Raw genomic sequence first — 22,879 nt, 5'->3', positions numbered from 1 at the left:
GGCTGTTTGCCAATACATATAAAAAAAAGAAAGAGCAGCATATACCATGTGCTGCTTTTGTCGTTATACATAAATCAGGTTTATAGTACATGTATATTATCTTCGATACCGAAACCACCGGATTACCCAAACGCTGGGATGCACCGATTACCGACACGGATAATTGGCCAAGGTGTATTCAAATTGCTTGGCAATTGCATGATGAGATGGGTAATCTGGTCGAACATCAAGATTTTCTGATCCAACCGGATGGTTTCAACATCCCTTACGACGCCGAAAAGATCCACGGGATATCTACCGAGTTAGCCACAGAAGAAGGTATTTCCATTGTTGATGCGCTACAAAAGTTCAATGATGCACTCGGCAAGGCCAAATTTGTGGTCGGGCAAAATGTGGGCTTTGATATCAATATCATGGGAAGTGAATTCTATCGCTTTGGAATAGATTCACCTATGGCCACGATGCCCTTGCTCGATACTTGTACCGAAGTAACGGCCAATTTATTGAAAATTCCGGGCGGAAGAGGCGGCCGTTTTAAACTGCCAAATCTGACCGAACTACACCAATACCTTTTCGGTGTACCATTCGCGGAAGCGCACAATGCGACTGCCGATGTGGAAGCAACTACGCGTTGTTTCTTTGAATTGGTACGTCAGGAAGTTTTCACAGCAGAAGATCTACAAGCCGATACCGGATATTTTGTAGACTTCAAAACGCACAATCCACAAACTATTCCAACAGTCGGACTGCGTCACGTCAACCTCAAAGCTGCTTCGCAAGCGCTGCGCGCGCAGCAGTCGAGCGATGCAGACCGGATTGTGGTCGACAAAAGTTTGTTGGCGGATTTAGAAAATGCACCGTTCGCACACTTACACAATCATTCGCAATTCTCCGTCTTGCAATCTACTATTTCGGTGGATGGGCTTGTCGATGCCGCGATCAAGCAAGGTCATCAGGCCGTGGCGTTGACCGATCACGGTAATATGATGGGTGCTTTTAAATTTGTGAGCAAGATCTTCGATCATAATAAATCTGTCGAGAGCAAGCGAAAAGAAGCCGAAGAAAGCGGCGAACATTTCGAAGGACAAACTCTGAAACCAATCGTTGGTTGTGAGTTTTACGTGTGTGAAGATCGTACAGACAAAACGCGTAAAGACAATGGCTATCAAGTCGTCTTCTTGGCGAAAAATAAGCAAGGCTATCACAACCTCGCTAAAATGTCTTCGGTGGCCTATACCGAAGGATTTTATTACGTGCCACGTATCGATAAAACTACGGTCGAAAAATACAAAGAACACCTCATTGTGCTATCAGGTAACCTGTACGGCGAGATTCCATCGAAGGTGTTGAATATGGGTGAAAGCCAAGCGGAGGAAGCTTTGCTGTGGTGGAAAGCACAATTTGGTGAAGATCTCTATTTGGAGATTATGCGCCACGGACAGGAAGATGAATCTCGGGTAAATGAAACCCTAATCCAGTTTTCCGAAAAACATAACGTCAAGCTGCTCGCTACGAACAATACCTATTACGTCAGCAAAGCAGATGCGCATGCCCACGATATTTTGTTGTGTGTGAAGGACGGCGAAAAGCTCTCCACGCCGAAAGGCCGCGGTCGTGGATACCGATTCGGTTTTCCGAATCAGGAATACTATTTCAAGTCTGATGCGGAGATGAAAAAGGCCTTTGCCGATTTGCCGCAGGCGATTATCAACATACAGGAAGTCATCGACAAGATTGAGCCCTATTCTCTTTACCGTGATGTCTTACTTCCGAAATTTATTATTCCAGAGCAATTCAAATCCGAGGAAGATGAATTAGATGGTGGCAAACGCGGTGAGAACGCCTTTTTGCGTCATCTTACCTACGTAGGTGCCGAAAAGCGATATCCCGAGATTACCCCAGACATTCGCGAACGCTTGGATTTCGAATTAGCCACTATTGAAAATACCGGATATCCTGGCTACTTCTTGATTGTGCAGGATTTTATTGCAGAAGCAAGAAAAATGGGCGTTTCCGTAGGGCCGGGCAGGGGTTCGGCAGCTGGATCAGCCGTAGCATACTGTCTTGGAATTACCAATATCGATCCGATCGCGTACGATTTGCTTTTTGAGCGTTTCCTGAATCCGGATCGGGTATCCATGCCCGATATTGATATTGACTTTGATGATGAAGGCCGTGGTCGCGTCATGCAATATGTGATCGACAAATATGGCGCATCGCAAGTAGCACAAATCATTACCTACGGTACCATGGCGGCCAAATCGTCCATTAAGGATACCGCGCGTGTCCTAGATTTACCATTGTCGGATGCTAACGAAATCGCAAAGCTGATTCCTAATTTAAAGCTGAGCAAAATCTTCCATCTGGAAGAGAAGGCTTTGAAAGAAGCCTTGCGGGGCGATGAATTGGAAGCGGTAAAGCGGCTAAAAGATATTGCCGATGGTGCTGGTCTAGAAGCAGAAACTATCAAGCAAGCGCGCGTATTGGAAGGATCCATGCGCAATACCGGAATTCACGCCTGTGGAGTTATTATCACGCCAGATGATATTACCAACTTTGTGCCGGTGTCAGTGGCTAAAGATTCAGATTTGTACGTCACCCAATTTGATAACTCGGTGGTAGAAAGCGCCGGCTTGTTGAAGATGGACTTTCTCGGTCTGAAAACGCTGACGCTAATCAAAGATACCGTAGTCAATGTGCGCCTACGGCACAATATAGAGCTCGATCCCGATCTATTCCCGATTGATGATCGACTGACGTATGAGTTATTCCAACGTGGAGAAACGGTGGGGGTATTCCAATACGAATCGCCCGGCATGCAGAAATACATGAAGGAGCTGAAACCAACGGTTTTTGCCGATTTGATTGCGATGAATGCGCTGTATCGTCCCGGCCCGATGGAATATATACCTTCCTTCGTCAAACGTAAACACGGCATAGAGCCGATTACTTACGATTTGGATGCTTGTGAAGAATATTTGCAAGAAACGTATGGAATTACGGTTTACCAAGAGCAAGTGATGTTGCTGTCGCAAAAGCTGGCCGGATTCTCCAAAGGTGATGCCGACGTACTCCGTAAAGCGATGGGTAAGAAGCAAAAAGCGGTTTTGGATAAGATGAAACCGAAGTTTGTGGATCAGGCTGCAGCCAAAGGGCATAGCCCGAAAACGCTGGAGAAGATCTGGACCGACTGGGAAGCTTTTGCGAGTTATGCCTTTAATAAATCGCACTCCACCTGTTATGCCTGGATCGCATACCAGACTGCTTATTTGAAAGCACATTATCCAGCCGAATACATGGCTGCCGTGCTTTCCAATAATATGAACGATATCAAACAGGTCACCTTCTTTATGGAAGAATGTAAGCGTATGGGTTTGGTGGTATTAGGACCAGATGTCAACGAATCACATTATAAATTTACGGTAAACGACGAAGGCGCGATCCGTTTTGGAATGGGTGCCGTGAAAGGAGTAGGAGCTGGTGCGGTTGATACGATTGTGCAAAATCGTGACAAAGGTTTGTATAAATCCATATTTGACATGGCTAAGCGCATTGATTTGCGCGCAGCTAACAAAAAGGCTTTTGAAAGTCTGACCTACGCGGGGGGATTTGATAGTTTCACGGACACGCACCGGGCACAATACTTCAACAAAGACGGGGAGCAAGCGACGGGTTTAGAAAAAGCGATCCGCTTCGGCCAACGGTTTAAAGAAAATGAAAGCTCTGCACAAGCCAGTTTATTCGGCGGTGGCGGTTCAGCGGAGTTGCCTGAACCGGTATTTGCGCCTTGTGCGCAATGGGGTTTAGTTGAGAAACTGAAATACGAAAAGGATGTGATTGGTATCTATCTCACCAATCATCCTTTGGATAGCTATAAGTTTGAGATGACGCACTTTTGCGCCAACAAAGTTTCAGACCTACAGCTTATTAATCAGGCAAAAGCGTTGGAAGTGGACGAGGAAGTCACCCAACAATTTGCTAAAATCAAAAACCGAGAAATCGTAATCGGTGGCATCGTAGCTGCTGCCTCACATCGTGTGTCGCAAAAGAATGGCAAGCCATTCGGCTCTTTTGTGATCGAGGACTATTCTGATTCTTTCGAGATTATGGCATTCGGTGAGGATTATGTGAAGTTCAAAGGTTATTTGCAGGAAGGCTATTTCATTCAGGTAAGAGGTATTGTACAAGAGCGCTTCAAGCAAGTCGGCAATTGGGGATTTGAATTAAGAAGCATCCAATTGCTGTCCGATCTGCGCGATAAAATGGCCAAGTCATTTACCATTCAGGTGCCTTTGCAATCATTGAATGATGAGTTCGTCCAAAACTTAGAGGAACTAATTGCGCTCACCGTCGTGGAAGATCAGCAAGCAAACTGTCAGCTCAAATTCAAGATATTCGACATGCAGGATGAACTGGCTATTGAGATGCCAGCTAAGCAGATCAAGATTAACCTCACGAATGAATTCCTAGAGGGCTTAGAAGAACTGGAATACGTCAAGTACAAATTAAATTAATCCGCTGGGAATATTTAATTACATTTTTTGGACACGGCACTAACAAATGAATAGCTATATTTGTTATTAGAGATAAATTAATAGGAATAAAATTATGGCATTAGAAATTACAGATAGCAACTTCGAAGAAGTTGTTTTGAAATCGGATAAACCAGTTTTAATAGATTTCTGGGCAGAGTGGTGTGGTCCTTGCCGTATGGTAGGTCCCGTAGTAGATGAGATCGCGAAAGACTATGACGGTAGAGCGGTTATCGGTAAAGTAAACGTAGATAACAACCCAGATATTTCTGTGCGTTACGGTATCCGCAACATCCCTGCATTGTTGTTTTTCAAAAATGGAGAGATTGTAGATAAGCAAGTTGGCGCAGTACCTAAATCGGTATTGACGGAGAAATTAGACAAGCAATTGTAAAACTGGATGGATCTGCGCCAAGCAGATTTCGAATCCGTACATATAAAAGGCGAAACCAGATGGTTTCGCCTTTTATATTTTGGTGTTTTTTTGGGAGTTAATAGGGTTTAGAAAGTTAAGAAGGTTGATAATGCTCTGACTTACTAATAACCTAGTGACATCAGGATACGTTAAACTTAGATTGCTTCAGCCTTGTTCCTCGGCTTCACAAAGACGTCTTTACTTCGTCGTCATCGCGCGGAGGTACGACAAAGCGATCTCAAATTGTTTGAACGTGATTTATGGTTTTAGATTGCTTCAGCCTCGTTCCTCGCCTTCGCAAAGACGTGAACAACTAAAGTAGCACCAATAAACACCGTGAGCATATAAAACAAAAAATGCCGTAGCTTGGGAGACTACGACATTTGTATTGAGAAGAGATAATGTACTTAGAAGTTGTTTGTAATATTTATTTAGATTAAATATAAACAACACTACAAATGTAATAGCTGGGCTGCATATATGCAAGTCTGCAATTAGAAAAAAACATTCAAATTCCGAAATTTCTAGAAAAACATCAGCAATCTATGTTGCACTACAACGCGTGCTAACTTGTCTTAAGCGCGCAGTTACCATTAGCTTGGTTATGCTGGAAGAAGAAGTAGTTTATGGATTAGAAGGGATTGAACTACCTAGAGAGGGCAGAATACCAAGTGCATCAGGCAGAAAAATAATTCCAATGCTCAAAAGCGTATATGCGATCAACCAAAGATTATTGCTGAATGAGATAGATGGTCGGACAAACTGAAATAGGAATATAATCAGGCTTACAGCCAAGAAGGGCAAAATAATTAGAAAGCCCACTTCATAAAGAATAGAGGTGAACACAATTATCGCTTTATTATTGATCAAATTGTATTTAACCATCTGGGTTGCAACCAGCATGGTACTGATAATCGGATGAACATGGAGGCAGAGTTGAATGAAATTATTCCAGTCACTATTTGCTGCGAACTGTTTCTTCTGATCCCTATCTCTCATCGATCTATATTAGAAAGGTCAATACTTTGTTAGTGTGATTATGAATGAACATTTACGATATAATCCCTCAAAATCTTTACGTACTCAACAATATCAGTTGAATGGAAGCACTTTTTATTGCCGTAAGTTAGCAAAACTAAATCTAAAATAGACAGCCACTTGAAAGAATTGAATTTCGCAATATCGTCTTTACACGGAGGTAGTCCGACAATGCAATCTCTACTATTTATAAGTGCGAATTATTCCAAATTGCTACATCACGTTACCTTAAGTATTAACATAGGATTATGTTATTTACGGTTTTTATGGCATTTATATCTTTCGCTTGATATTAAAATAACATAGATTTGCACATTGGTCACACACAATGAAAATTTTAAACCTACTATCTCGTCTTATTTTCCGTAGTCACGCCAAATCGCTGGAAGCGAAATTGATAGGCAAGTGGCGCTATGTCAATACACTCACTCGGGTGTCAACAAATGGTGGTGAGGACTTGATTACACATTATAATACCCAGAATAAGGTGTCGATTGAGTTTGTAGAAGGAAACTTTGAACTAGTAGAAGATCAATTGACCTACGCTGGTCGGATATACAAGGTCGAATTTCACTATGATACATTAGTTTTGTCACATGCTCAATCTGAGGAAACTTATATCCGGTGGGAGGAGTGATGTCAATATATGAGTGAATATATTCATTCTATAAAACCAAAAAAGCGACTATTTCTAGTCGCTTTTTGATTGGTGGAGAATATCGGATTCGAACCGATCACCTCTTCACTGCCAGCGAAGCGCTCTAGCCAAATGAGCTAATCCCCCGTTGATCAATTAGTTACCTAATGTTTTCTATGTGTTATAACATTTAATAATCTTGGCAGAGTTACTATAAACTCTGCCTCAACACTAGAAAAAATGGTATTTAACAGCGAAAATGTACAAATCTTGCAAGGTGCGAGATGTAAAAATGACAAGGAACAAGCACTTAAATCTTGGTGCGTTCAATTCTATCTAGATGGTAAACGCACACGTGTAACCAATAACCTGAATAGGATCAAAGATTTCAGCACAAAATTAATGGAGTTCACCAAACTACAAGATGAGATCATTGAAAAGCTTAATAATGGTACATATGGTAAACCCCTTGTTAAAGAAGCTCCAACACTAATACCATCAATCAAAGATGCAAGCATTGCATTCATGCAATGGCATCTACAAAAGGGTAGTAGACCAAAGACAGTACAGTCATACAACTCCAAACTAAAGTATCTAGTAGATGCAATGGGTGAACAGTCAGTAAACTATGCATACCATAAAGAGATCAGTGACGTACTACTAGACTTATTCAATACTCACAAGTGGTCGCCAAAAACATACAATAATACAAAGCTCATTTATAGTGCGTTCTTTATGTTCTGCATTGATAATCGGTGGATTGAGAATAACCCCGTATCACGCGTGAAGATAAAATATGTTGGTAAGTCCGAACGAAACAAGGCGTTCACTAAAGAGGATTTCCAGAAGATAATGAAGGCAATGGAGGGGGATAAGCTATTAACAACATTCGTAAAGAGCATCTATTTCACGTGTATCAGGCCAAAGGAGCTTATCGGATTGCAAGTAAAACATATTGATTTCAATAAGCGCAGAATCTTCATACCTGCATCTATTAGCAAGAATAAGAAAGATGGATACAGCCATATGGATGATGTTTATTTTGATCTGATGTATGATATATATGGTGATGCACCACAAGATGCTTACCTATTTTGTAATGATGATACGCTTTGGGGTGATAAGGTGATACACTTCAATAGACCATATGCACGATTTATTGTGATACTTGATAAGTTAGGTTTGAAGGGTAAAGGGTACACATTGTATTCGGTGAAGCATTACAGCAATGTGCAAAAATTCCTTGGAAATGGTGATGGTACAGGGGGATGGTCTTTGAGCGAGATCAGCAAAGCAAATCGCCACGGTTCAATATCTATTACCGAAGTGTACCTAAAAGACTTACTTGACTATATCGATGTCACGAAGAAAACAGTACCAGCTATATAGATATATCGTAAACTTATTATATTTAATATCAAACTTGCCCAAATGAGGTATTTACTGATTTTTATTCCTATTCTGATAGTCGTTTTAGTTGATATGACGGACAACTTTAGCGGATGGAAACTCTTTCGAGTTGCATTAGATCGTGACGTGAGAACCGCAAAAATTACTGAAAACGAGTATTTAGAGATGTCTAGGGGAGAAAAATTTAGATACGATGATAACGATTTCAATGATATTAAATTTCGTGAGTATTTAATCAGCAAGCGGTTAGAAAGTAAAAAACTATTAAAGTATTCATATTTCAGTAAAGGTAGTTATCATTCTGATTCGCTTAGTTATTATTCAGATGAAATTGGTTGGAGAAGTGATCTTCAAGATTTTGTACAGACAATACGTAGAAAACCTGTCGGTTTTACATTTGAGGTTTACGCCTACGGCGATCAATCACTTCCAAGATATGTACTTGAAAATAATAAATGGTCGCTTTTATTTAACGATGTTATCAAGTTATATATCCTGTCTCTAATTATTTCGGTTGTTATTGGTGTATCTATTCGGTCCAGAGAGTAATAATCTATAACCATCGACTGCTATATTGGTCATTCAAAACGAATGGCCTTTTTTATTTCAGGAATTTATGGACTTTTCTCACTAAGATAAAACTTATTAAACTCTTGAAAGACATCCAAGCAACCCCTATTAGGATGGTTGCAAAAAACAATATCATTAGTGAATCTGAAATGTAGTCGTGTATAGAGCGTTTGCGATTGTCAATAAATGCTATTGATAAATCACTATTAACATCTATTTTTTCTCCAAACTTTAATGTCTGATCTCTCTTTCTTGCATAATAAATTGAATCAGCTAATTTCGAAGGTCTGTTGCTTGCAATGATTTGGATATCCACGGGTGGATTTTTAGCTAATTCAAGGTCAGCATATATACTATCAACTTTCAGATAAATTAGGAAATCTTCTGCTTCAGAAGCCTTGTAACCTCTATAATTATATTCTGTTAAGAATTCATCACGATAATCAAACTTACCTATTAGATGGTCAGATAATGAAAGGAAGGTGTAGATCAGACTAAAAAAAACAAAAATTCCTATGATCGACGTGGCTTTGTATGTACTTAATGAATCATTGTAAATTTCTGGTTGAGTATTAACATTAAAGATTCTATTCTTAAATCTAAGATTATGCTTATCGCTTTCTAAATAAAATTGAAGTTCGACTGTATCACCCATCTTGAATAATGAGCTATCTATTGTAAGTTCATTCTTATGCCATTGCAGTTTTGGTTCAAATCCTTCTGAAGTTTGAAGTATTTTAGGATTATGGTATGTTGAATTTTCACTTACATTTGATATTGTAAATGGTTTTTCTACATCTTCTTTTTTAAAATCTGCAACACCAGTATAACTAACGATTATCTTATAATATCTTAATCTATTTTTAATTGATGTGTTATTAAATTTTATTTCGGAATTAGAATCAACATTGACTATATCGTTTTCATTCTCGATAACAGCTACAAATTTTGAAGCGCGAACGAAGAAGAAACCGTAAATCGATATACCACCAACGAAAACAGTAATAATCGTATTAATAAGATTTGAGAAAATTTCCACAGGTTAATATTTTTATAAAGATATAAATTAGGTAGCAAATAGAATAGGCTGATAAATTAATACCAGCCTAAGTAACTCCTTTAGGAGCAGTTTGTTGTTACAGCTACTATTCGATCAGGTTCAATAAATAGCTTTTTAATAACCAGAATAGAGGCATTACCACCTTGACTATCTTAGGTATCGTGGATAAGTTAACAATTGTTAGCAAAAACTTTTGCAACGTCAAACCCTTATCCGTAGTTTTGACTTGTGGTTTGGGGGAGTGTATTATCTGGACTCCCTTGTAGTTGAAATAAAACATTACACGTGTTATTAATGAAACCATCCCACTACCAGAGACCTGATGTGCTAATACAAAGTTTGGTCGACACGTATTAGCGTTTCAGGTTTTTTCCCTTCGGTGAATAACAAAGATCATATATTTTTTGATGGGTAAGTTAACTGGACTTTTCCACAAGCTAAATACCGATAGCGGTTAAAGTTCGCTTCCCGAATGTGTTGTTTGGTAATATTCTGATTTACAGGATCAAAAGTATGTTAGGAATTTTGAGGTATTCCAAATACTTTCTCATAAATCTACGGTAATTTTGACGAAAAAATAGCAGGAAGACACTCACATAGTATAAACCCAAACATACTTGTATGAGCTACTACCGATCCGAACTTTACAACCTAGGTGTTATCATCTACGATCAAGAAATCAACCCCGAACTATTTGAACTCTTAGAATCCCTTTATGGTGAGGAAGTGACCGATGATTATTTTATTTTAAAATCTATCTATTCATTACTTAGTGACGAGGTTGACGATACTGATTTTTATGATCTTGGATATCACGAAGACAATGATGATTTAGTTGGCATCCTCTATCAGTATTGTCTGGATTACGAGGTAGACAAATCTTTACTATCTCTAGCACTTGGTGCGTATTGCATCCAACCAGACCAACGACATTTCAACAGCCACGAAGCATTCCATCAAGCATTAATAACCGCACTGCATACATCCGCAATGATTCCCGATGATGGTCAACATTTGTTCACCTTGCTACGCTTGAATGAGGTGGTTGATAGCGATCTGAAGGAGCTAAACAAAGAAGTCTATAAAAATATTTTACTAGGAAAAACAACCTTTAAATAACTTTCAAGTTGGTTTATATTAGTTTTTGTAGATCACAGGGAAAATAAAAGAGTATAATTTATTTCTGTGTGGTATTTATAATAAAAATAGATTATGAAAAATATAAAAACAACCACGCTGGCAGAGAAGACAGCAAAACACAAATCAGAACTAATAAAAGGTTACAAATCTTTTTGTGATGCTTATGAAAGCATTATAGAAGATGCTAAAATTGTAGTTGAAAAAACATTTACTGAAACAACTTACATCGTTTACTTTCCCAAAATTGAAAAATCTTGTAATGAGACTTTCAGCAGAAAATATTTACTTGATGTTGGTGAAGAAGTAGTAGAATCCAATTTCTTGAGAAGTGTGGGACGTAATTTTATTAGCGAGTTTATCAAAGGAGGTAGCAAGTAATGGAAGACAGATATAACGACATTATCAAGCAGATACAAGATTTATTTGTTGATGATCCAAGATACAGAGGACTTAAACTAGTTGCAGAAATATGGGACATAATGCATAACAAGAAAGAAAATAAATACCAGTATATGCTAACGGTGCTTGACCATTGTTTCCCTTTACTGGCTAAATCGGATAACACCAATCTTGTAATAGATACTTGGTTGCTGATGCAGAGATTGAAAATTAAATTAAAAAACTAGACCAATCGTAATTCCCAAATTATGTTAGACCCTTACCAATGCTGGTGAGGGTTTTTTATTGATATTAGCTTATTTCCTTTCTTGCTATTTCATCTATTTCGAATTTGTTTATCGCACTTTTGGTATACACTTTCGCGTAGCCATATTCTGTTATGTATTTAAAACGTAAGTAATCAATATGTTTATCTAAATAAATAATTGGCTCATCGTCGAAAGATATAAATGAGTCTTCAAATTCAACAGTTTCATACTTTTTAAGATTAGGAATTTTTTTCTCTATTGACTGGAATCCATCATTAAAATAAATGGTAAATACGATATCGTATGCATCTACGTGACTTTCATTCTTGAATGTAAAACGTAAGTTCTTAAAATTCACATCACCTGCTTTTCGTCTTTTGATATTATATTTTGCTTGCACATAAAAAGCACATCTTTTTTGCTTGTAATAAAACGTGTTTGCTAAAAACCATCCTAAACCAGTACCAAGTAATGTAACAATTATGTCCGCTAGTTTTTCGACGATATTCATATGTAATTAGTTTGATTACTAAATATACCAACACTATCCATATATACAACCAATTATATATGGCAGAAGAAAATCAAAATCATAAAGAAATATTAATAGACGTAAAAGTCCAGAATCAAGAAGCACAGCAACAGACTGAAGCTTTAAAGAAGAAGTTTAAGGACTTATCCGATCAAGCAGAAGAGTTTGAAAAGATTGACTATAACAACTCATCAATTGGCGAATTACGCGATCATCTAGAAAAAGCTAAACAGAATCTACAAGCACTAAAAGATACTGGATTAGCGAGTACAAAACAGCTTGATGATATGGGTAAAACCGTGAATAAACTGAAGGATAATCTATCAGGAATGAAAGCTGATAAGATATTCAAAGGGATTGAAGCAAGTGTTATGGGCGTGGTTGGGGCTGGACAATTGTTGACCGCTGGCATATCAATCCTAGGCATCGAGTCAGAGAGTGTAAACGAAAGTATCGCTAAGATGATGTCATTGATGTCATTGAAAGATGGTATAGAATCGTTGGGTAAATATGCTTCAGGAATGAAAGCGTTATCTGCATCTACTAATGGTGCAACCTCTGCTACCAACTTATTGAAGTTAGGTTTTCAGTCCCTTGGAATCGGTTTAATAATTAGTGCTATTGTATACCTAACACACAATTGGGAAGAATTAAAGAATACTGTTAAGGAGTTCATCCCACAAGTAGATGGTGTAGGTAAAGTATTTAGTAACCTAATGCCAATTGTTGAAGGTGTTGGTAAAGCGATTGTTGGATTCATAGTTAGACCAATTGGTCAAGCTATCAAAGCATTCAATTTATTACGTGATGGTGATTGGAAAGGTGCAGGTATGGAGATATTAAATGCTATCAATCCTTTAGAAAAATTAAATGGTGTTGTCAAAGATTTCAAAAGTGGTATGTCAACGGCAATCATCCGTAAAGAGGTCACAGAATCTATTGCTAAGTTCAATGAAGAGACAGAAAAGTCTATTGCCCTTTTAGAAAAGCAGGGTGGTAAAGAGAAAGAGATTCACGCCTTAAAGGTTAAGCAATGGCAAAATGAAATCAAACTACTTCAGTCAAAAAACAAACATATCAGTGATGCAGATAAAAAGAGAATAGATGAATTGAATGATAATTTATCGCAGGAAAATGCATCATACGGTAAGTTTCTCAAAGGTATCAGCGACAAAGCAAATGCAGAGAGACAGAAGCAGATTGATAAAGCGAAAGAGGACTATAAAAAATTACTAGATGAAGTAAAGACATTCATCACCCAAGCACAAAAAGATATCGCTGATGCTGGACGATCAGAGAGAGCAAAGGAGTTGAATGACTTAGATCTTCATTACCAAGAGCAGATCAATAAAGCTAAACAAGCTAATCAATCTACTACTGATTTATTAGAAGCACGTAGAATCAAAGAAGCTGAAATTAAAGCTAAGTATGATAAGAGTGATAGAGAAGCCGAACTAAATAAGACCAAGTTACAAGGTGAAACATCTGTTTTATCGGCTGGTTTGGGTGCTAGTGCTACTAGTATTGACGATCAAAATAGAATCGCTGAAGCACGTTTATCATCCCTATCTGATACTTACCAAAAGGAACGTGAATTGTATGCAGACAATAAAGAGCAGTTAGCATTGATTGATGTCAAATACGCTAGTGATGTCTTGCAAATTGAAACCGATCTATCCAATAAGAAGAAAGAAATTCAAGAGAAAGAGAAACAACTAGCCTTAGACAAAGCCATTGCGATTGGTGAAATCTCAATGTTCAATACTGATGGTTACGACCTCAATACAGTCAGTTTAATTGAAGCTGTTGGTCAAGCAAAGTTATCAGCTTTGAAGTTGCAATATGATGCAGAGAAAGAACTCTATGCCGATAATAAAGAACAACTATTGTTACTTGATGCAGAGTATGCCGCAAATGTCAGATTGACCGAGAAAGAAACATCTGATAATCGTAATGCCTTATTAGAATCCAATCTTGGTGTTGCTTCAGCCGTAGCTGGATCACTTGGTGCTTTGGCTAGTGATACCACGGCCTTTGGGCGTACAATGGCGGTTGCATCGGCAACAATCGATACATATAGCGGAGCAAGTAAGGCATTAGCACAAGGTGGTTTTGCTGGTATTGGAATGGCTACAGCCGTAATTGCTAGTGGTCTTGCTAACGTTCGTAAGATATTAAGCACTAAAGTAGAAGGTGCAAAAGGAGCTACACCAGCACCAAGCATACAAGCGCCAACAATCAATACTACTACTCTAAGTAGATCAGGTGTACAGGATGTGAGGATTGCAAACCAACCACAACAACAGAATATAAAGATTGAACCTGTCAAGGCGTACATAACAAACAAAGACTTATCTACTAATGCAGATAAAGAGAATTTCTATAAAGCTAATTCATCCTTCTAATGTAACATGGAAATCCCTATGGGGATTCCATGATCACACTAATACTATATAACCAAATTATGAATAAAGACTTACCAGTATATTCTATACACATTAGCGAAGATGATGATATGATCGTTGATATGGTCAGTATTGTTGCGCATCCAGCAATTGAACGAAACTTTCAAGCTTTCAACAGTAAACAAAAAACACAGATTAAGTACAAGTTTAGTGATGAAGAAAAACATCAATTACTTGGTTTAGCATTGATTCCCGATCAGCCTATTTACAGACAAGATGAAGATGGTACAGAGTATTATGTGGTATTCACTGCACAAGAAATTGAAACTATCGTAAAGGCGTTTATGAAGCGCGGATTAAACAACAATCTCAATGTAGAACATTCAGCAAAAGATGCTCATTCATTCATTTTTCAATCATTTATAACCTCTGACATCTTACCAGCACCAAGCATTTTGGGTGAAGACATTCCTAGCGGTAGTTGGATTATTGGCGTACAGGTACAGGATGAAGATTTGTGGACAGATATTAAAGATGGTAAGCGTAACGGCTTCAGCGTTGAAGGACTTTTTAACTTGGTTCAAATCGACAAAGAAGAAAAATATACCATCGATATCACCCCTGATGAAGAAGAAGATGACGAAGATATTGATGCTTTATTACGCCAAATATCTGCTTATTCCAAGTACCTGACAAAGTAGTGATTGACCGATCACACTAATATAATATAAGACATAAACCAAATTATGAATAAATCAAAAAATAAAAAAAGTGCTTTAGAATTGGCTTTTGCCAAACTTCAAAAGTTGGCGTTCTCAAGCAAAACAAAAACCAAATTTTCCAAAGTGAAATATCGCTTTGAAATAGTTGAAGATACAGATGGTCAAGTACTTTCTTACCCAACTTTAGAAATTGGCGCACCTGTGTCTATCGGATCAGCAGGAGATGAAAATACACCAGCACCTGACGGTTGGTACAGCACGGAGGACGGAGATATCAGAGTTGAAGACGGAGTAATCGCAGAAATCGTTGCAGAAGAAGTATCTGAAGACTTTGAAGGTGAAGATGCTCCAGCTGAAGTAGCTGAAGAAGTAATGGATGCTATTGCTGAATGTGTTAATGCTATCCAAGCAGTAGCTGAAGAAGTAGCAACTATCCACGAAGAAGTTGCAGAAGTAGCTGAAACGGTAGCTGAAGTAGTTGATGCTACGGCAGAATTTAAAAAACAACCATTCAGCAAATCAGTAACAAAAGAAAAATTCCAAGCCGTTGATAAACGTGCTGAACTAGCTGATTATTTGGCTAACAAAAGAAAAACTAACTAATTAAACTATGTCATTTCAAATCGAAGGATTACCAAACCACGTAACGGCAAATAGCCGCGATTTCGTTTATCGTTCTTTAAGCGAATCAGATACAATTAAATTCATTCAAGAAAACGGTACTTTTCTAGTTAACGTAAAGAATGAAGAACAAATCAATTTACTAGATACTACCGCAGTAGTAAGAAAAACAACTAAAGGTTGTGGTCGTCAACCATTAAATACAACTGAATTAGGTGCTGTAAATATTAAAGTACACACCTTACAATCAGACCAGAACCTCTGTATTGCCGACCTTGAGACCACCTACCAAAACCAATGGCTTCAAAGTGGAAGTAATTATACAAGTTTTGACTTTATCGATTCGGTAACTAATCTACGTGCCGACAAGTTGGCTTTGAGTAATGAAGCCTTGATATGGGCTGGTGATACTGAAAGTATTGATCCCGATATGATGCACTTCGATGGATTTTTCAAGTTAATGGATGCAGAAAATAAAGCAGTTACATTACCAGAAGCAGATAAGTTGTACAAGCGTTTACAGCTTGCATTAGCCACTATTCCCAACGCTATCAAGAGACAACAAGATTTTGTAATTCTATTGTCTAAAGGTAATCAGGATGCAATGGGTATTGAAGTAAGCAACGATAACTATTTTAAAGCAGAAGATGGTATTACGCATTTGCACGGTACAACTAAACGCCTTAAAGGTGTTGAAGGTTTTGATGCTGTCGATACTGAATATTTCGTTATGGCTAGAGCATCAAATTTCTACGTTGCAACTGATATGGAAAACGAATTTAACTCTGTTAATTTATTCCATTCACAAGAAACTGGTGGAAACTTGTATTTAGACTTTAAATGGAAATTGGGTGTTCAAATCGCTCGTCCAGAAGAAATTTACATCTTCAAGAAGTAACAACAAATACATGATAACCCCTACGGGTTATCATTGAACTAATAGAAAGGTGGTGGTATTCCATCACCTTTTTTCATAACCAATTATATTAAAATGGCTTGTTTAAAATCAATCACAAAATATTCAAAACAATGTGCTAAACAACAAGGTGGTGCAAGTGAATTATGGTTAATCTCATATTCCGACCTTAAAAATGTTGACGGCTCATTAGAAAAATACTCAACCGATAGCACAGGTAATGTTATCGATGAAATCGGATTAGCTACAGGAAAAAAATATGTTTCCGTTGGCTTAATCAAAAATACATTAGGTATTACCGAAGAATACGCATCTACACCAGAAACTAACTCATTTACTATTACTAGTACTTTAAACTTATATGTATCTGGTATTACACCCGATGGTAGAAATTTCATTAGTGAATTAGTTGAAGCTGGTGCAGTATCTGCATTAGTTAAGCTTAAATCTGGACGTTTTGTAGCGTTGGGATTGACGGGAATGATGGACGTATCCGCTATATCTGGTACATCTGGTGTTAATTCAGGTGACGGTGCAGGATATACAATTACATTGACATCCGATGAAAATCATTTTCTACACCTTGTTGATCCAACCATCATAACTGGATTAATCGAAGCATAAGTATCAACCCCCGATACTAAAAAAATAAGACAGGATAAATTCTGGACAGTCTTATATCAATTATTAACCGTTGCACTCCCCGTGTAGCGGTTTTTTTATGGTCAGCACACTAACTTATAGATGACCAAATTAATCAATAAAGACCAATTATACGTAGACCTGTTTTTTACACTTGATCGTGTTGCAATGGGTGATGTGCTATTAAATGTTACTAGCGATTATGATAAAACAGAATCCATCATAACACTATCATCACCAATTACAAGCAACGAAAGATACACGGCTTATTCTTTACTTAATCAATTCCAAGATTACGCTGATGGATTATATACATATGTCTTAACAGATGCTTTTGGAATCCTAGAATCGGGCAGTATCAAGATTCAAAGTGAAGATTTCGGTACACCAAATTATACAAGTTATCAATCAGAGGATGACGATTACATCGTGTATGACGATGACCAATATTAACCAATTTTATGACGAATAAAAGAAAGACTACTACCCAAATGATTATGGGTAAAAACCAAATATCCAATTTAAAATTCAATAGTAATATCACACCAATTCCAACAGAACGGAATAAAGGTAATCGGAGAGGGAGTGACGTTATGGTGATGCACGGAGTGGATAACCTTTATCCTAACTGGTTACTTTATCTGTATTCCAATAGTACTACGCACCAAGCAATCATTAAGAACAAAGCCGATATGATTATGGGCGCGGATGTGGTGTATAAAGGCGGTAAAGAGAAAGCGGAATTTTTCGTTAACGAAGATAAAACCGTAAAAGAATTATTGAAACTTGTTACTAAAGATTACCTAATCTTTGGTTACTACAGTATTGAATGTATATATAATAGCGTTGGTGAATTAACACAATTAAATCACATTCCAGCGGAAGCAATCAGGACTAATAAATCATATTCCAAATTCTGGTATTGCGATGATTGGTGTTACAATAGTAATCAAGTAATAGAATTTGATGCGTGGAAGCGAGATGTTAAAGATGATTTCACTAGTAAAATATACTTCCATATTGGCAGTAACCCGTCAATACATCAAACTTACCGAGAACCCGAATATCATTCTTCAAAAATCAGCATAGAAAATGAAATAAGTATTCAGCTATTCCATAAGAATAATCTTGAAAACGGGTTTAGTGGGCAAAATATTCTCACATTCCATAATGGAGAGCCAGAAGAATCAATCAAGGAGCATTTAGAAAAGCAAATTACAGAGAATTTCACAGGAACATCTGGTAAAAAGCTAATTATCAACTATGCAAATGATGATTCCCGTGGCGCAGAAATTACGTCATTAAACTCAAACGACTGGAATACAGCATTGGTAACTTTGAAGGATAGTACTATTCAAGATATTATTACCGCACATAATGTCACCAATCCACTATTATTGGGGATTAAAACACCAGGGCAACTAGGCGGTGGTGTTGAGCTTGAAAACTCGTATGAAATCTTCAGAACCTATTTATCTAATAGACGTGATGAGATTGTTGAGTCATTCAATAAGTTGATTAGAGGTACTTACCGCGAAATTGACATTGTTGAAGCTGTAAAAATCTTTGATAAAAACGGCATAATGACCATAAATGAGATGAGAGCTGAGAAAAATTTACCCCCTTTAAAAAATGGAGATCAGTTAGAAAGTGAAGTAGCAGCACCTGCAACATTTGCAGTCATGCAATCTCCGATTGCAACACCTGCACCTACAACATCCAAATTTTCAAAAGATGATGAAGACGAGGATGAACTAAAATTTAATTCAATCTCACACCTTGGATATTCGAAAGAGGATTTTGTGCATTTGCGTAAACACGCGTTTAGCAAGACTTTGAAGTATGCTGAAGATTCACGTTTGACCAATTACTTAGTGCAAAAAAGTCCTTTTGTCGGTAAGAGCCTAACAGATATTAGATCGGCACTTGATAATTCATACAGCTTGCAAGCGATCAGGGAAGAAATAGCAAAACTTGTTGTTTCCAAAGTTATCCCTGCTACCAAGATCATTGATCAAATCGATGTTGATAAGGCGAAAAGGGATTTGGATGTTGAGACTATTGACAATAGGCCGAATTACGAAAAGATTCAAGTAATGTACACATATGAAGGTGCGCCAATAGATGATAAAACAAGGAATTTCTGCAAAAGAATCCAAAATTTGGATCGTTACTGGTCACGCGAAGACATACAAACTATCAGTGAAACAATGGGTTATGACTGCTTTGTCAATATTGGAGGGCGTAACTGTCGCCACTCATGGGTGGCACATTCAGTTGTAAAGAAAGGAGGAACTAAATAATGAGTAAGACAATACTATTCATAAGCGAACGATCAATCAAAGACAATTCGATCTTGGAGGAAAATTTAGAAAGTAAGCTGATCAAAATCACGCTCAAAGAACTTCAGGACTTAGAATTATACCAAATATTGGGCGAAAAATTATACAATGAGGTTGAAGAAGAGATTAAAAACAAGATTGCTGATCCCAACTATATCATTGATTCAGAAATAGCGGTCTTGTTGAATAGATACATCAAAGATTTTTTAGTTTATGGAGTTCTTTTGAATATCCCGACCAGTTTAAACTATAAATTTACCAATAAAGGTGTTAAAAACATCACAGATGCTAATTCTACGGCTATAATTGGGGGAGAAATTGAAAATGTAAAGCGTTATTACCGCGCCAAATTTGATTCCTACCGTTTAAGACTAATGGTATTTGTCAAAACCAGTTGTGGTGTAGGTAATACTAGTATTGCTCCATATAGCACTGGTTGGTACTTACCAAATCGTGTCAATGCTCAAAAGATTGTTACCGCACGTGCAAACAAGCTTGGAAGGAGAGGTTTTTAATGACACTAAATCAAGTAAAATTATACCTGAAACAATGGTTTGCATCTTCACCTTTCATCAATACTGTAGAAGTATCTTCAAAATCTGATTATAACGACAAAAGAGATGTAAATTATCCATTTGCGCACGTTGAATACGTTAATAATAGTACATCTAGCGTGTATAACGTGTATAATTTCGTGATAACAATTGCAGATATCCAGAATAACAGTTTAGATCACCGTAATGTAGATGAAATTCATAACGATTGTAACCTATTAGCGCAGGATTTTATTGATTTTCACTCTATAAACAATGAGTTTTTTGAGATGGATGAGAATGTTATGATCAACCCATTTGACGACCAAAATACAGATCGTACCGCAGGGGTTACATTCGCTATAAGGTTATCAGTGTTTAGAACCAAAAACAACTGTATTTTGCCAAAAATATCATCTGGAATCATCCTAACAAGTGACTTAGGTGACGATTTAACCGACGATAAAGACAATAATATCGTTTTAAACTAACTAGTTTGAAAATACTCAATATAAAGGGATTTAAGACACTGTAATCCATTCTGGAATACTGGTATCAAAGTTTCGAGATAGTGCCTTATATCGCATCTATTGCGGTCAATTTTGAAGATAATAAGCGATTATTTATTAATCTACAAAAACTTACCCAAACCAATATAACTAACAATTGGATGTATAGATTTCTTCTATAATCATTCCCTAAATGCGCACAGCATGTGCGCCACTAATACCCAATTATCAACCTATTTAATGACCTTATCCCAAATCAAAGAATTATGTACCAAACATAACATTACTATCAATGGTGATCACATCACATTTGATAAAAATACATCCAACTTCCAGATCACCACTAACTTCAAACTCCACGAATTTTTAACTAAAAACACAAAGGATACCACCACAATTATCAACCTGAATATCGTACTAGAATTACAGAAACTACGTACCTTATTTGGATCACCTGTACGGATATCTTCATCATACAGATCACCAGCTTATAATAAGAGCGTTAACGGTGCAACATCTAGTCAACACGTATTGGGAAATGCACTTGATACATTCCCTGTTAATGGAGACATTAAAGGCTGGACTACTACAGTGGTCAAGAACAAAAAGACTGGTGGAATAGGGCAATACCAAACCTTTGTTCACATCGACACGGGTAGAACAAGATTTTGGAGGGGTTAAGAGATGTTAGCTATTAAACAATTTTTCATTGACTTCTTTGCTTCGCCTTTGGTGATGAAGATTTTAATGTTTCTTAGTGCTTTTTTCGCACCGTTGATGAAGCTGTATTTGCTGTTGTTATTCTTAACGATTGTAGACTATTGTATAGATATTACTGTTTGGTATATCAACCAAAGAAAAGTATCAAAGCATACCACCGTAACCTTACCATTTGTATTAAAGATTATTATGTACAGTCTATTGGTAATCGTGGTTCACGCGGTTCAAGTGTATCTAATTGAAGACATTTTTGATTTCTTTAAGCTGGTTGTGGCGATACCAATCATCGCGGAGACGTTGGGAATTGTTGCATCTGTTGAACGGTATACGGGTGTGCAAATTCTTGATAAGGTGAAAGGGTATTTGGGTAGATGGATAAATAGCAAAGAAGATAAATAAATTCATAGTATTGTGTATATTTGATTTAACCAAAGTCATATTATTATGTTTAATATAATTGTTAGAGAGAAACAGTTTGTTGATGAAAAAAATAATACCTCCGATATAAGGTGTATAGAGTTAAAATTCAATAAAGCTGAATCCAATAAATCTAAAGTATATGATGCTTTAAATTTTATCCTGATGCCTCATAAAGGTGACGTATCGAAAACTGCTCTTATCGCATATTTTGAAGATATTGAAAATTTAAAGAAAACAATTTTGGAGGGTGATGAAGCACAGATTCTTGGACAGTTGGATCATTCTTTAAGAGTTATTACGTTAAATAATACATCTTATCCAAGGGATAGTAAATTATTTGCTTTTATTTTTGCTTGGTGTTTAGACATAACGACTGACACATTCAAATAGAAACAAAATAGGGTTAAGAAAATTTTCTTAACCCCATTTTGTTTATAGTAAGGAAGATTTACAAATTGTTGATAATAAATGTTTCTCATTCCTGTTTTGCTACTTATTTATTGATGTCTTTACCTTTTTTACCAAAATTTGCTGGATCAATTACATCAAGATTATGATTTTTCTTTAATGGTTCAAACGACTTTATATATGACCTCTTTGCACTATCTGGAATCATTTTAGCATTATTCACAGTATTTACTATCTGGGAAGTATATGAGTCGAAGCTCTTGGTTATTTCCGTGCTATAAGAGTTTAATGCAGCAATTATAGAGATAAATGCAACCCCCTTGCCGATCCAGTTAGAAATTACTTCAAATAAACTTCTATCTATGTCCTTAGTCTTATTTACTAAATCTTCTTCTGTAGTAATTTTGTTGAACTGCAAAGTTGCAATTTGCATCTTTTCAATCTTCGGTATTACTAAACTTGATAAATCTTTAATGAGGACGGGTACGTCACCTACAAAATCATAGACACCATCCTTGGGTGCACCATTGAATCTATTTCCGCACCGTGGACATATCTCCTCAAAATAGTTGTTCTGAAAAGTTACATTTTTTGAATTTGCAATATGGATTGATCTACCCCTGAAAGAATTATTGCACCTTGGGCATTTTATAAGCATAT

General features: G+C 37.1%; 23 protein-coding genes and 1 tRNA gene. 19 read left to right on the top strand and 5 right to left on the bottom strand.

What is annotated here, in order from left to right; all coding sequences use genetic code 11:
• Positions 1–89 precede the first annotated feature (89 nt).
• On the top strand, positions 90–4,514 hold the full coding sequence (gene dnaE / locus GKO22_RS10095; protein ID WP_166334670.1) for a DNA polymerase III subunit alpha: 4,425 nt from the start codon (positions 90–92) through the stop codon (positions 4,512–4,514).
• 94 nt (positions 4,515–4,608) lie between these two features.
• On the top strand, positions 4,609–4,926 hold the full coding sequence (gene trxA, locus GKO22_RS10090) for a thioredoxin (protein ID WP_166334669.1): 318 nt from the start codon (positions 4,609–4,611) through the stop codon (positions 4,924–4,926).
• A 645-nt stretch (positions 4,927–5,571) separates the two neighbouring features.
• On the opposite strand, the gene GKO22_RS10085 is transcribed toward trxA, so the two are convergent.
• Complete coding sequence (locus GKO22_RS10085) at positions 5,572–5,946, bottom strand: hypothetical protein (RefSeq protein ID WP_166334667.1); 375 nt, start codon at positions 5,944–5,946, stop codon at positions 5,572–5,574.
• A 367-nt stretch (positions 5,947–6,313) separates the two neighbouring features.
• Here GKO22_RS10085 and GKO22_RS10080 point away from each other — a divergent pair, with 367 nt between their 5' ends.
• Positions 6,314–6,622, top strand: coding sequence for a hypothetical protein (locus GKO22_RS10080; protein ID WP_166334665.1), 309 nt, complete (start codon positions 6,314–6,316; stop codon positions 6,620–6,622).
• A 70-nt stretch (positions 6,623–6,692) separates the two neighbouring features.
• On the opposite strand, the gene GKO22_RS10075 is transcribed toward GKO22_RS10080, so the two are convergent.
• Positions 6,693–6,769: transfer RNA gene (locus tag GKO22_RS10075), tRNA-Ala, on the bottom strand.
• 93 nt (positions 6,770–6,862) lie between these two features.
• Here GKO22_RS10075 and GKO22_RS10070 point away from each other — a divergent pair.
• Together GKO22_RS10070 and GKO22_RS10065 are read left to right on the top strand one after the other, a co-directional pair.
• Positions 6,863–8,011, top strand: coding sequence for a tyrosine-type recombinase/integrase (locus GKO22_RS10070; protein ID WP_166334663.1), 1,149 nt, complete (start codon positions 6,863–6,865; stop codon positions 8,009–8,011).
• Between the two features lie 42 nt (positions 8,012–8,053).
• Positions 8,054–8,581: a hypothetical protein gene (locus tag GKO22_RS10065; RefSeq protein ID WP_166334661.1), complete on the top strand. Its 528-nt coding sequence runs from the start codon at positions 8,054–8,056 to the stop codon at positions 8,579–8,581.
• A gap of 52 nt (positions 8,582–8,633) precedes the next feature.
• Here the strand turns inward: GKO22_RS10065 and GKO22_RS10060 are convergent, their stop codons facing one another.
• Positions 8,634–9,641: a hypothetical protein gene (locus GKO22_RS10060; protein WP_166334659.1), complete on the bottom strand. Its 1,008-nt coding sequence runs from the start codon at positions 9,639–9,641 to the stop codon at positions 8,634–8,636.
• A gap of 642 nt (positions 9,642–10,283) precedes the next feature.
• Between GKO22_RS10060 and GKO22_RS10055 the strand changes: the two genes are divergently transcribed.
• Both GKO22_RS10055 and GKO22_RS10050 read left to right on the top strand, forming a co-directional pair.
• The gene (locus tag GKO22_RS10055) at positions 10,284–10,781 is read left to right on the top strand and encodes a hypothetical protein (RefSeq protein WP_166334657.1); all 498 of its coding nucleotides are present in this window, start codon (positions 10,284–10,286) and stop codon (positions 10,779–10,781) included.
• A gap of 93 nt (positions 10,782–10,874) precedes the next feature.
• Positions 10,875–11,180: a hypothetical protein gene (locus GKO22_RS10050; protein ID WP_166334655.1), complete on the top strand. Its 306-nt coding sequence runs from the start codon at positions 10,875–10,877 to the stop codon at positions 11,178–11,180.
• A gap of 312 nt (positions 11,181–11,492) precedes the next feature.
• Here the strand turns inward: GKO22_RS10050 and GKO22_RS10045 are convergent, their stop codons facing one another.
• The gene (locus GKO22_RS10045; RefSeq protein ID WP_166334653.1) at positions 11,493–11,960 is read right to left on the bottom strand and encodes a hypothetical protein; all 468 of its coding nucleotides are present in this window, start codon (positions 11,958–11,960) and stop codon (positions 11,493–11,495) included.
• A gap of 59 nt (positions 11,961–12,019) precedes the next feature.
• Here GKO22_RS10045 and GKO22_RS10040 point away from each other — a divergent pair, with 59 nt between their 5' ends.
• The 12 genes from GKO22_RS10040 (at position 12,020) to GKO22_RS09985 (ending at position 22,201) form a co-directional block, all read left to right on the top strand.
• Positions 12,020–14,386, top strand: coding sequence for a hypothetical protein (locus tag GKO22_RS10040; protein ID WP_166334651.1), 2,367 nt, complete (start codon positions 12,020–12,022; stop codon positions 14,384–14,386).
• 59 nt (positions 14,387–14,445) lie between these two features.
• Positions 14,446–15,087, top strand: a complete 642-nt coding sequence (locus GKO22_RS10035; RefSeq protein ID WP_166334649.1) for an XkdF-like putative serine protease domain-containing protein — start codon at positions 14,446–14,448, stop codon at positions 15,085–15,087.
• A gap of 45 nt (positions 15,088–15,132) precedes the next feature.
• Positions 15,133–15,711: a hypothetical protein gene (locus GKO22_RS10030; RefSeq protein ID WP_166334647.1), complete on the top strand. Its 579-nt coding sequence runs from the start codon at positions 15,133–15,135 to the stop codon at positions 15,709–15,711.
• A gap of 7 nt (positions 15,712–15,718) precedes the next feature.
• Entirely contained in the window at positions 15,719–16,627 is a 909-nt protein-coding gene (locus GKO22_RS10025) for a hypothetical protein (RefSeq protein ID WP_166334645.1), read from the top strand.
• Positions 16,628–16,720: 93 nt separating this feature from the next.
• Positions 16,721–17,269, top strand: a complete 549-nt coding sequence (locus GKO22_RS10020) for a hypothetical protein (protein ID WP_166334644.1) — start codon at positions 16,721–16,723, stop codon at positions 17,267–17,269.
• Positions 17,270–17,389: 120 nt separating this feature from the next.
• Positions 17,390–17,740: a hypothetical protein gene (locus GKO22_RS10015; protein ID WP_166334642.1), complete on the top strand. Its 351-nt coding sequence runs from the start codon at positions 17,390–17,392 to the stop codon at positions 17,738–17,740.
• 8 nt (positions 17,741–17,748) lie between these two features.
• Positions 17,749–19,590 carry a phage portal family protein gene (locus GKO22_RS10010; protein ID WP_166334640.1) on the top strand — a complete coding sequence of 614 codons (1,842 nt, stop codon included), beginning with the start codon at positions 17,749–17,751 and terminating at the stop codon, positions 19,588–19,590.
• Positions 19,591–19,643: 53 nt separating this feature from the next.
• The gene (locus GKO22_RS10005; protein ID WP_166334638.1) at positions 19,644–20,144 is read left to right on the top strand and encodes a DUF6712 family protein; all 501 of its coding nucleotides are present in this window, start codon (positions 19,644–19,646) and stop codon (positions 20,142–20,144) included.
• Complete coding sequence (locus GKO22_RS10000) at positions 20,144–20,653, top strand: hypothetical protein (RefSeq protein ID WP_166334636.1); 510 nt, start codon at positions 20,144–20,146, stop codon at positions 20,651–20,653. The genes GKO22_RS10005 and GKO22_RS10000 overlap by 1 nt, the downstream gene beginning before the upstream one ends.
• 258 nt (positions 20,654–20,911) lie before the next feature.
• Positions 20,912–21,352 (top strand): YcbK family protein, encoded by a 441-nt coding sequence (locus GKO22_RS09995; RefSeq protein ID WP_166334634.1) that lies wholly within the window; start codon positions 20,912–20,914, stop codon positions 21,350–21,352.
• Between the two features lie 3 nt (positions 21,353–21,355).
• Positions 21,356–21,790, top strand: a complete 435-nt coding sequence (locus tag GKO22_RS09990; RefSeq protein WP_166334632.1) for a phage holin family protein — start codon at positions 21,356–21,358, stop codon at positions 21,788–21,790.
• Positions 21,791–21,835: 45 nt separating this feature from the next.
• On the top strand, positions 21,836–22,201 hold the full coding sequence (locus GKO22_RS09985) for a hypothetical protein (protein WP_166334630.1): 366 nt from the start codon (positions 21,836–21,838) through the stop codon (positions 22,199–22,201).
• 103 nt (positions 22,202–22,304) lie between these two features.
• Here GKO22_RS09985 and GKO22_RS09980 read toward each other — a convergent pair whose 3' ends face one another.
• Positions 22,305–22,877 (bottom strand): hypothetical protein, encoded by a 573-nt coding sequence (locus GKO22_RS09980; RefSeq protein ID WP_166334628.1) that lies wholly within the window; start codon positions 22,875–22,877, stop codon positions 22,305–22,307.
• Between the last annotated feature and the right edge of the window lie 2 nt (positions 22,878–22,879).

The organism is Sphingobacterium chungjuense (assembly GCF_011316935.1).
In the GTDB taxonomy this organism is placed as follows: Bacteria; Bacteroidota; Bacteroidia; order Sphingobacteriales; family Sphingobacteriaceae; genus Sphingobacterium; species Sphingobacterium chungjuense.
Note: the sequence above shows the minus strand (reverse complement) of the source record. Positions and strands in the feature narration are given on the sequence as shown.

Coding starts and splice junctions, on each gene's coding strand:
- dnaE (WP_166334670.1), top strand. CDS start 90: ATGTATATTATCTTCGATACCGAAACCACCGGATTACCCAAACGCTGG.
- trxA (WP_166334669.1), top strand. CDS start 4,609: ATGGCATTAGAAATTACAGATAGCAACTTCGAAGAAGTTGTTTTGAAA.
- GKO22_RS10085 (WP_166334667.1), bottom strand. CDS start 5,946: ATGAGAGATAGGGATCAGAAGAAACAGTTCGCAGCAAATAGTGACTGG.
- GKO22_RS10080 (WP_166334665.1), top strand. CDS start 6,314: ATGAAAATTTTAAACCTACTATCTCGTCTTATTTTCCGTAGTCACGCC.
- GKO22_RS10070 (WP_166334663.1), top strand. CDS start 6,863: ATGGTATTTAACAGCGAAAATGTACAAATCTTGCAAGGTGCGAGATGT.
- GKO22_RS10065 (WP_166334661.1), top strand. CDS start 8,054: ATGAGGTATTTACTGATTTTTATTCCTATTCTGATAGTCGTTTTAGTT.
- GKO22_RS10055 (WP_166334657.1), top strand. CDS start 10,284: ATGAGCTACTACCGATCCGAACTTTACAACCTAGGTGTTATCATCTAC.
- GKO22_RS10050 (WP_166334655.1), top strand. CDS start 10,875: ATGAAAAATATAAAAACAACCACGCTGGCAGAGAAGACAGCAAAACAC.
- GKO22_RS10045 (WP_166334653.1), bottom strand. CDS start 11,960: ATGAATATCGTCGAAAAACTAGCGGACATAATTGTTACATTACTTGGT.
- GKO22_RS10040 (WP_166334651.1), top strand. CDS start 12,020: ATGGCAGAAGAAAATCAAAATCATAAAGAAATATTAATAGACGTAAAA.
- GKO22_RS10035 (WP_166334649.1), top strand. CDS start 14,446: ATGAATAAAGACTTACCAGTATATTCTATACACATTAGCGAAGATGAT.
- GKO22_RS10030 (WP_166334647.1), top strand. CDS start 15,133: ATGAATAAATCAAAAAATAAAAAAAGTGCTTTAGAATTGGCTTTTGCC.
- GKO22_RS10025 (WP_166334645.1), top strand. CDS start 15,719: ATGTCATTTCAAATCGAAGGATTACCAAACCACGTAACGGCAAATAGC.
- GKO22_RS10020 (WP_166334644.1), top strand. CDS start 16,721: ATGGCTTGTTTAAAATCAATCACAAAATATTCAAAACAATGTGCTAAA.
- GKO22_RS10015 (WP_166334642.1), top strand. CDS start 17,390: ATGACCAAATTAATCAATAAAGACCAATTATACGTAGACCTGTTTTTT.
- GKO22_RS10010 (WP_166334640.1), top strand. CDS start 17,749: ATGACGAATAAAAGAAAGACTACTACCCAAATGATTATGGGTAAAAAC.
- GKO22_RS10000 (WP_166334636.1), top strand. CDS start 20,144: ATGACACTAAATCAAGTAAAATTATACCTGAAACAATGGTTTGCATCT.
- GKO22_RS09995 (WP_166334634.1), top strand. CDS start 20,912: ATGACCTTATCCCAAATCAAAGAATTATGTACCAAACATAACATTACT.
- GKO22_RS09990 (WP_166334632.1), top strand. CDS start 21,356: ATGTTAGCTATTAAACAATTTTTCATTGACTTCTTTGCTTCGCCTTTG.
- GKO22_RS09985 (WP_166334630.1), top strand. CDS start 21,836: ATGTTTAATATAATTGTTAGAGAGAAACAGTTTGTTGATGAAAAAAAT.
- GKO22_RS09980 (WP_166334628.1), bottom strand. CDS start 22,877: ATGCTTATAAAATGCCCAAGGTGCAATAATTCTTTCAGGGGTAGATCA.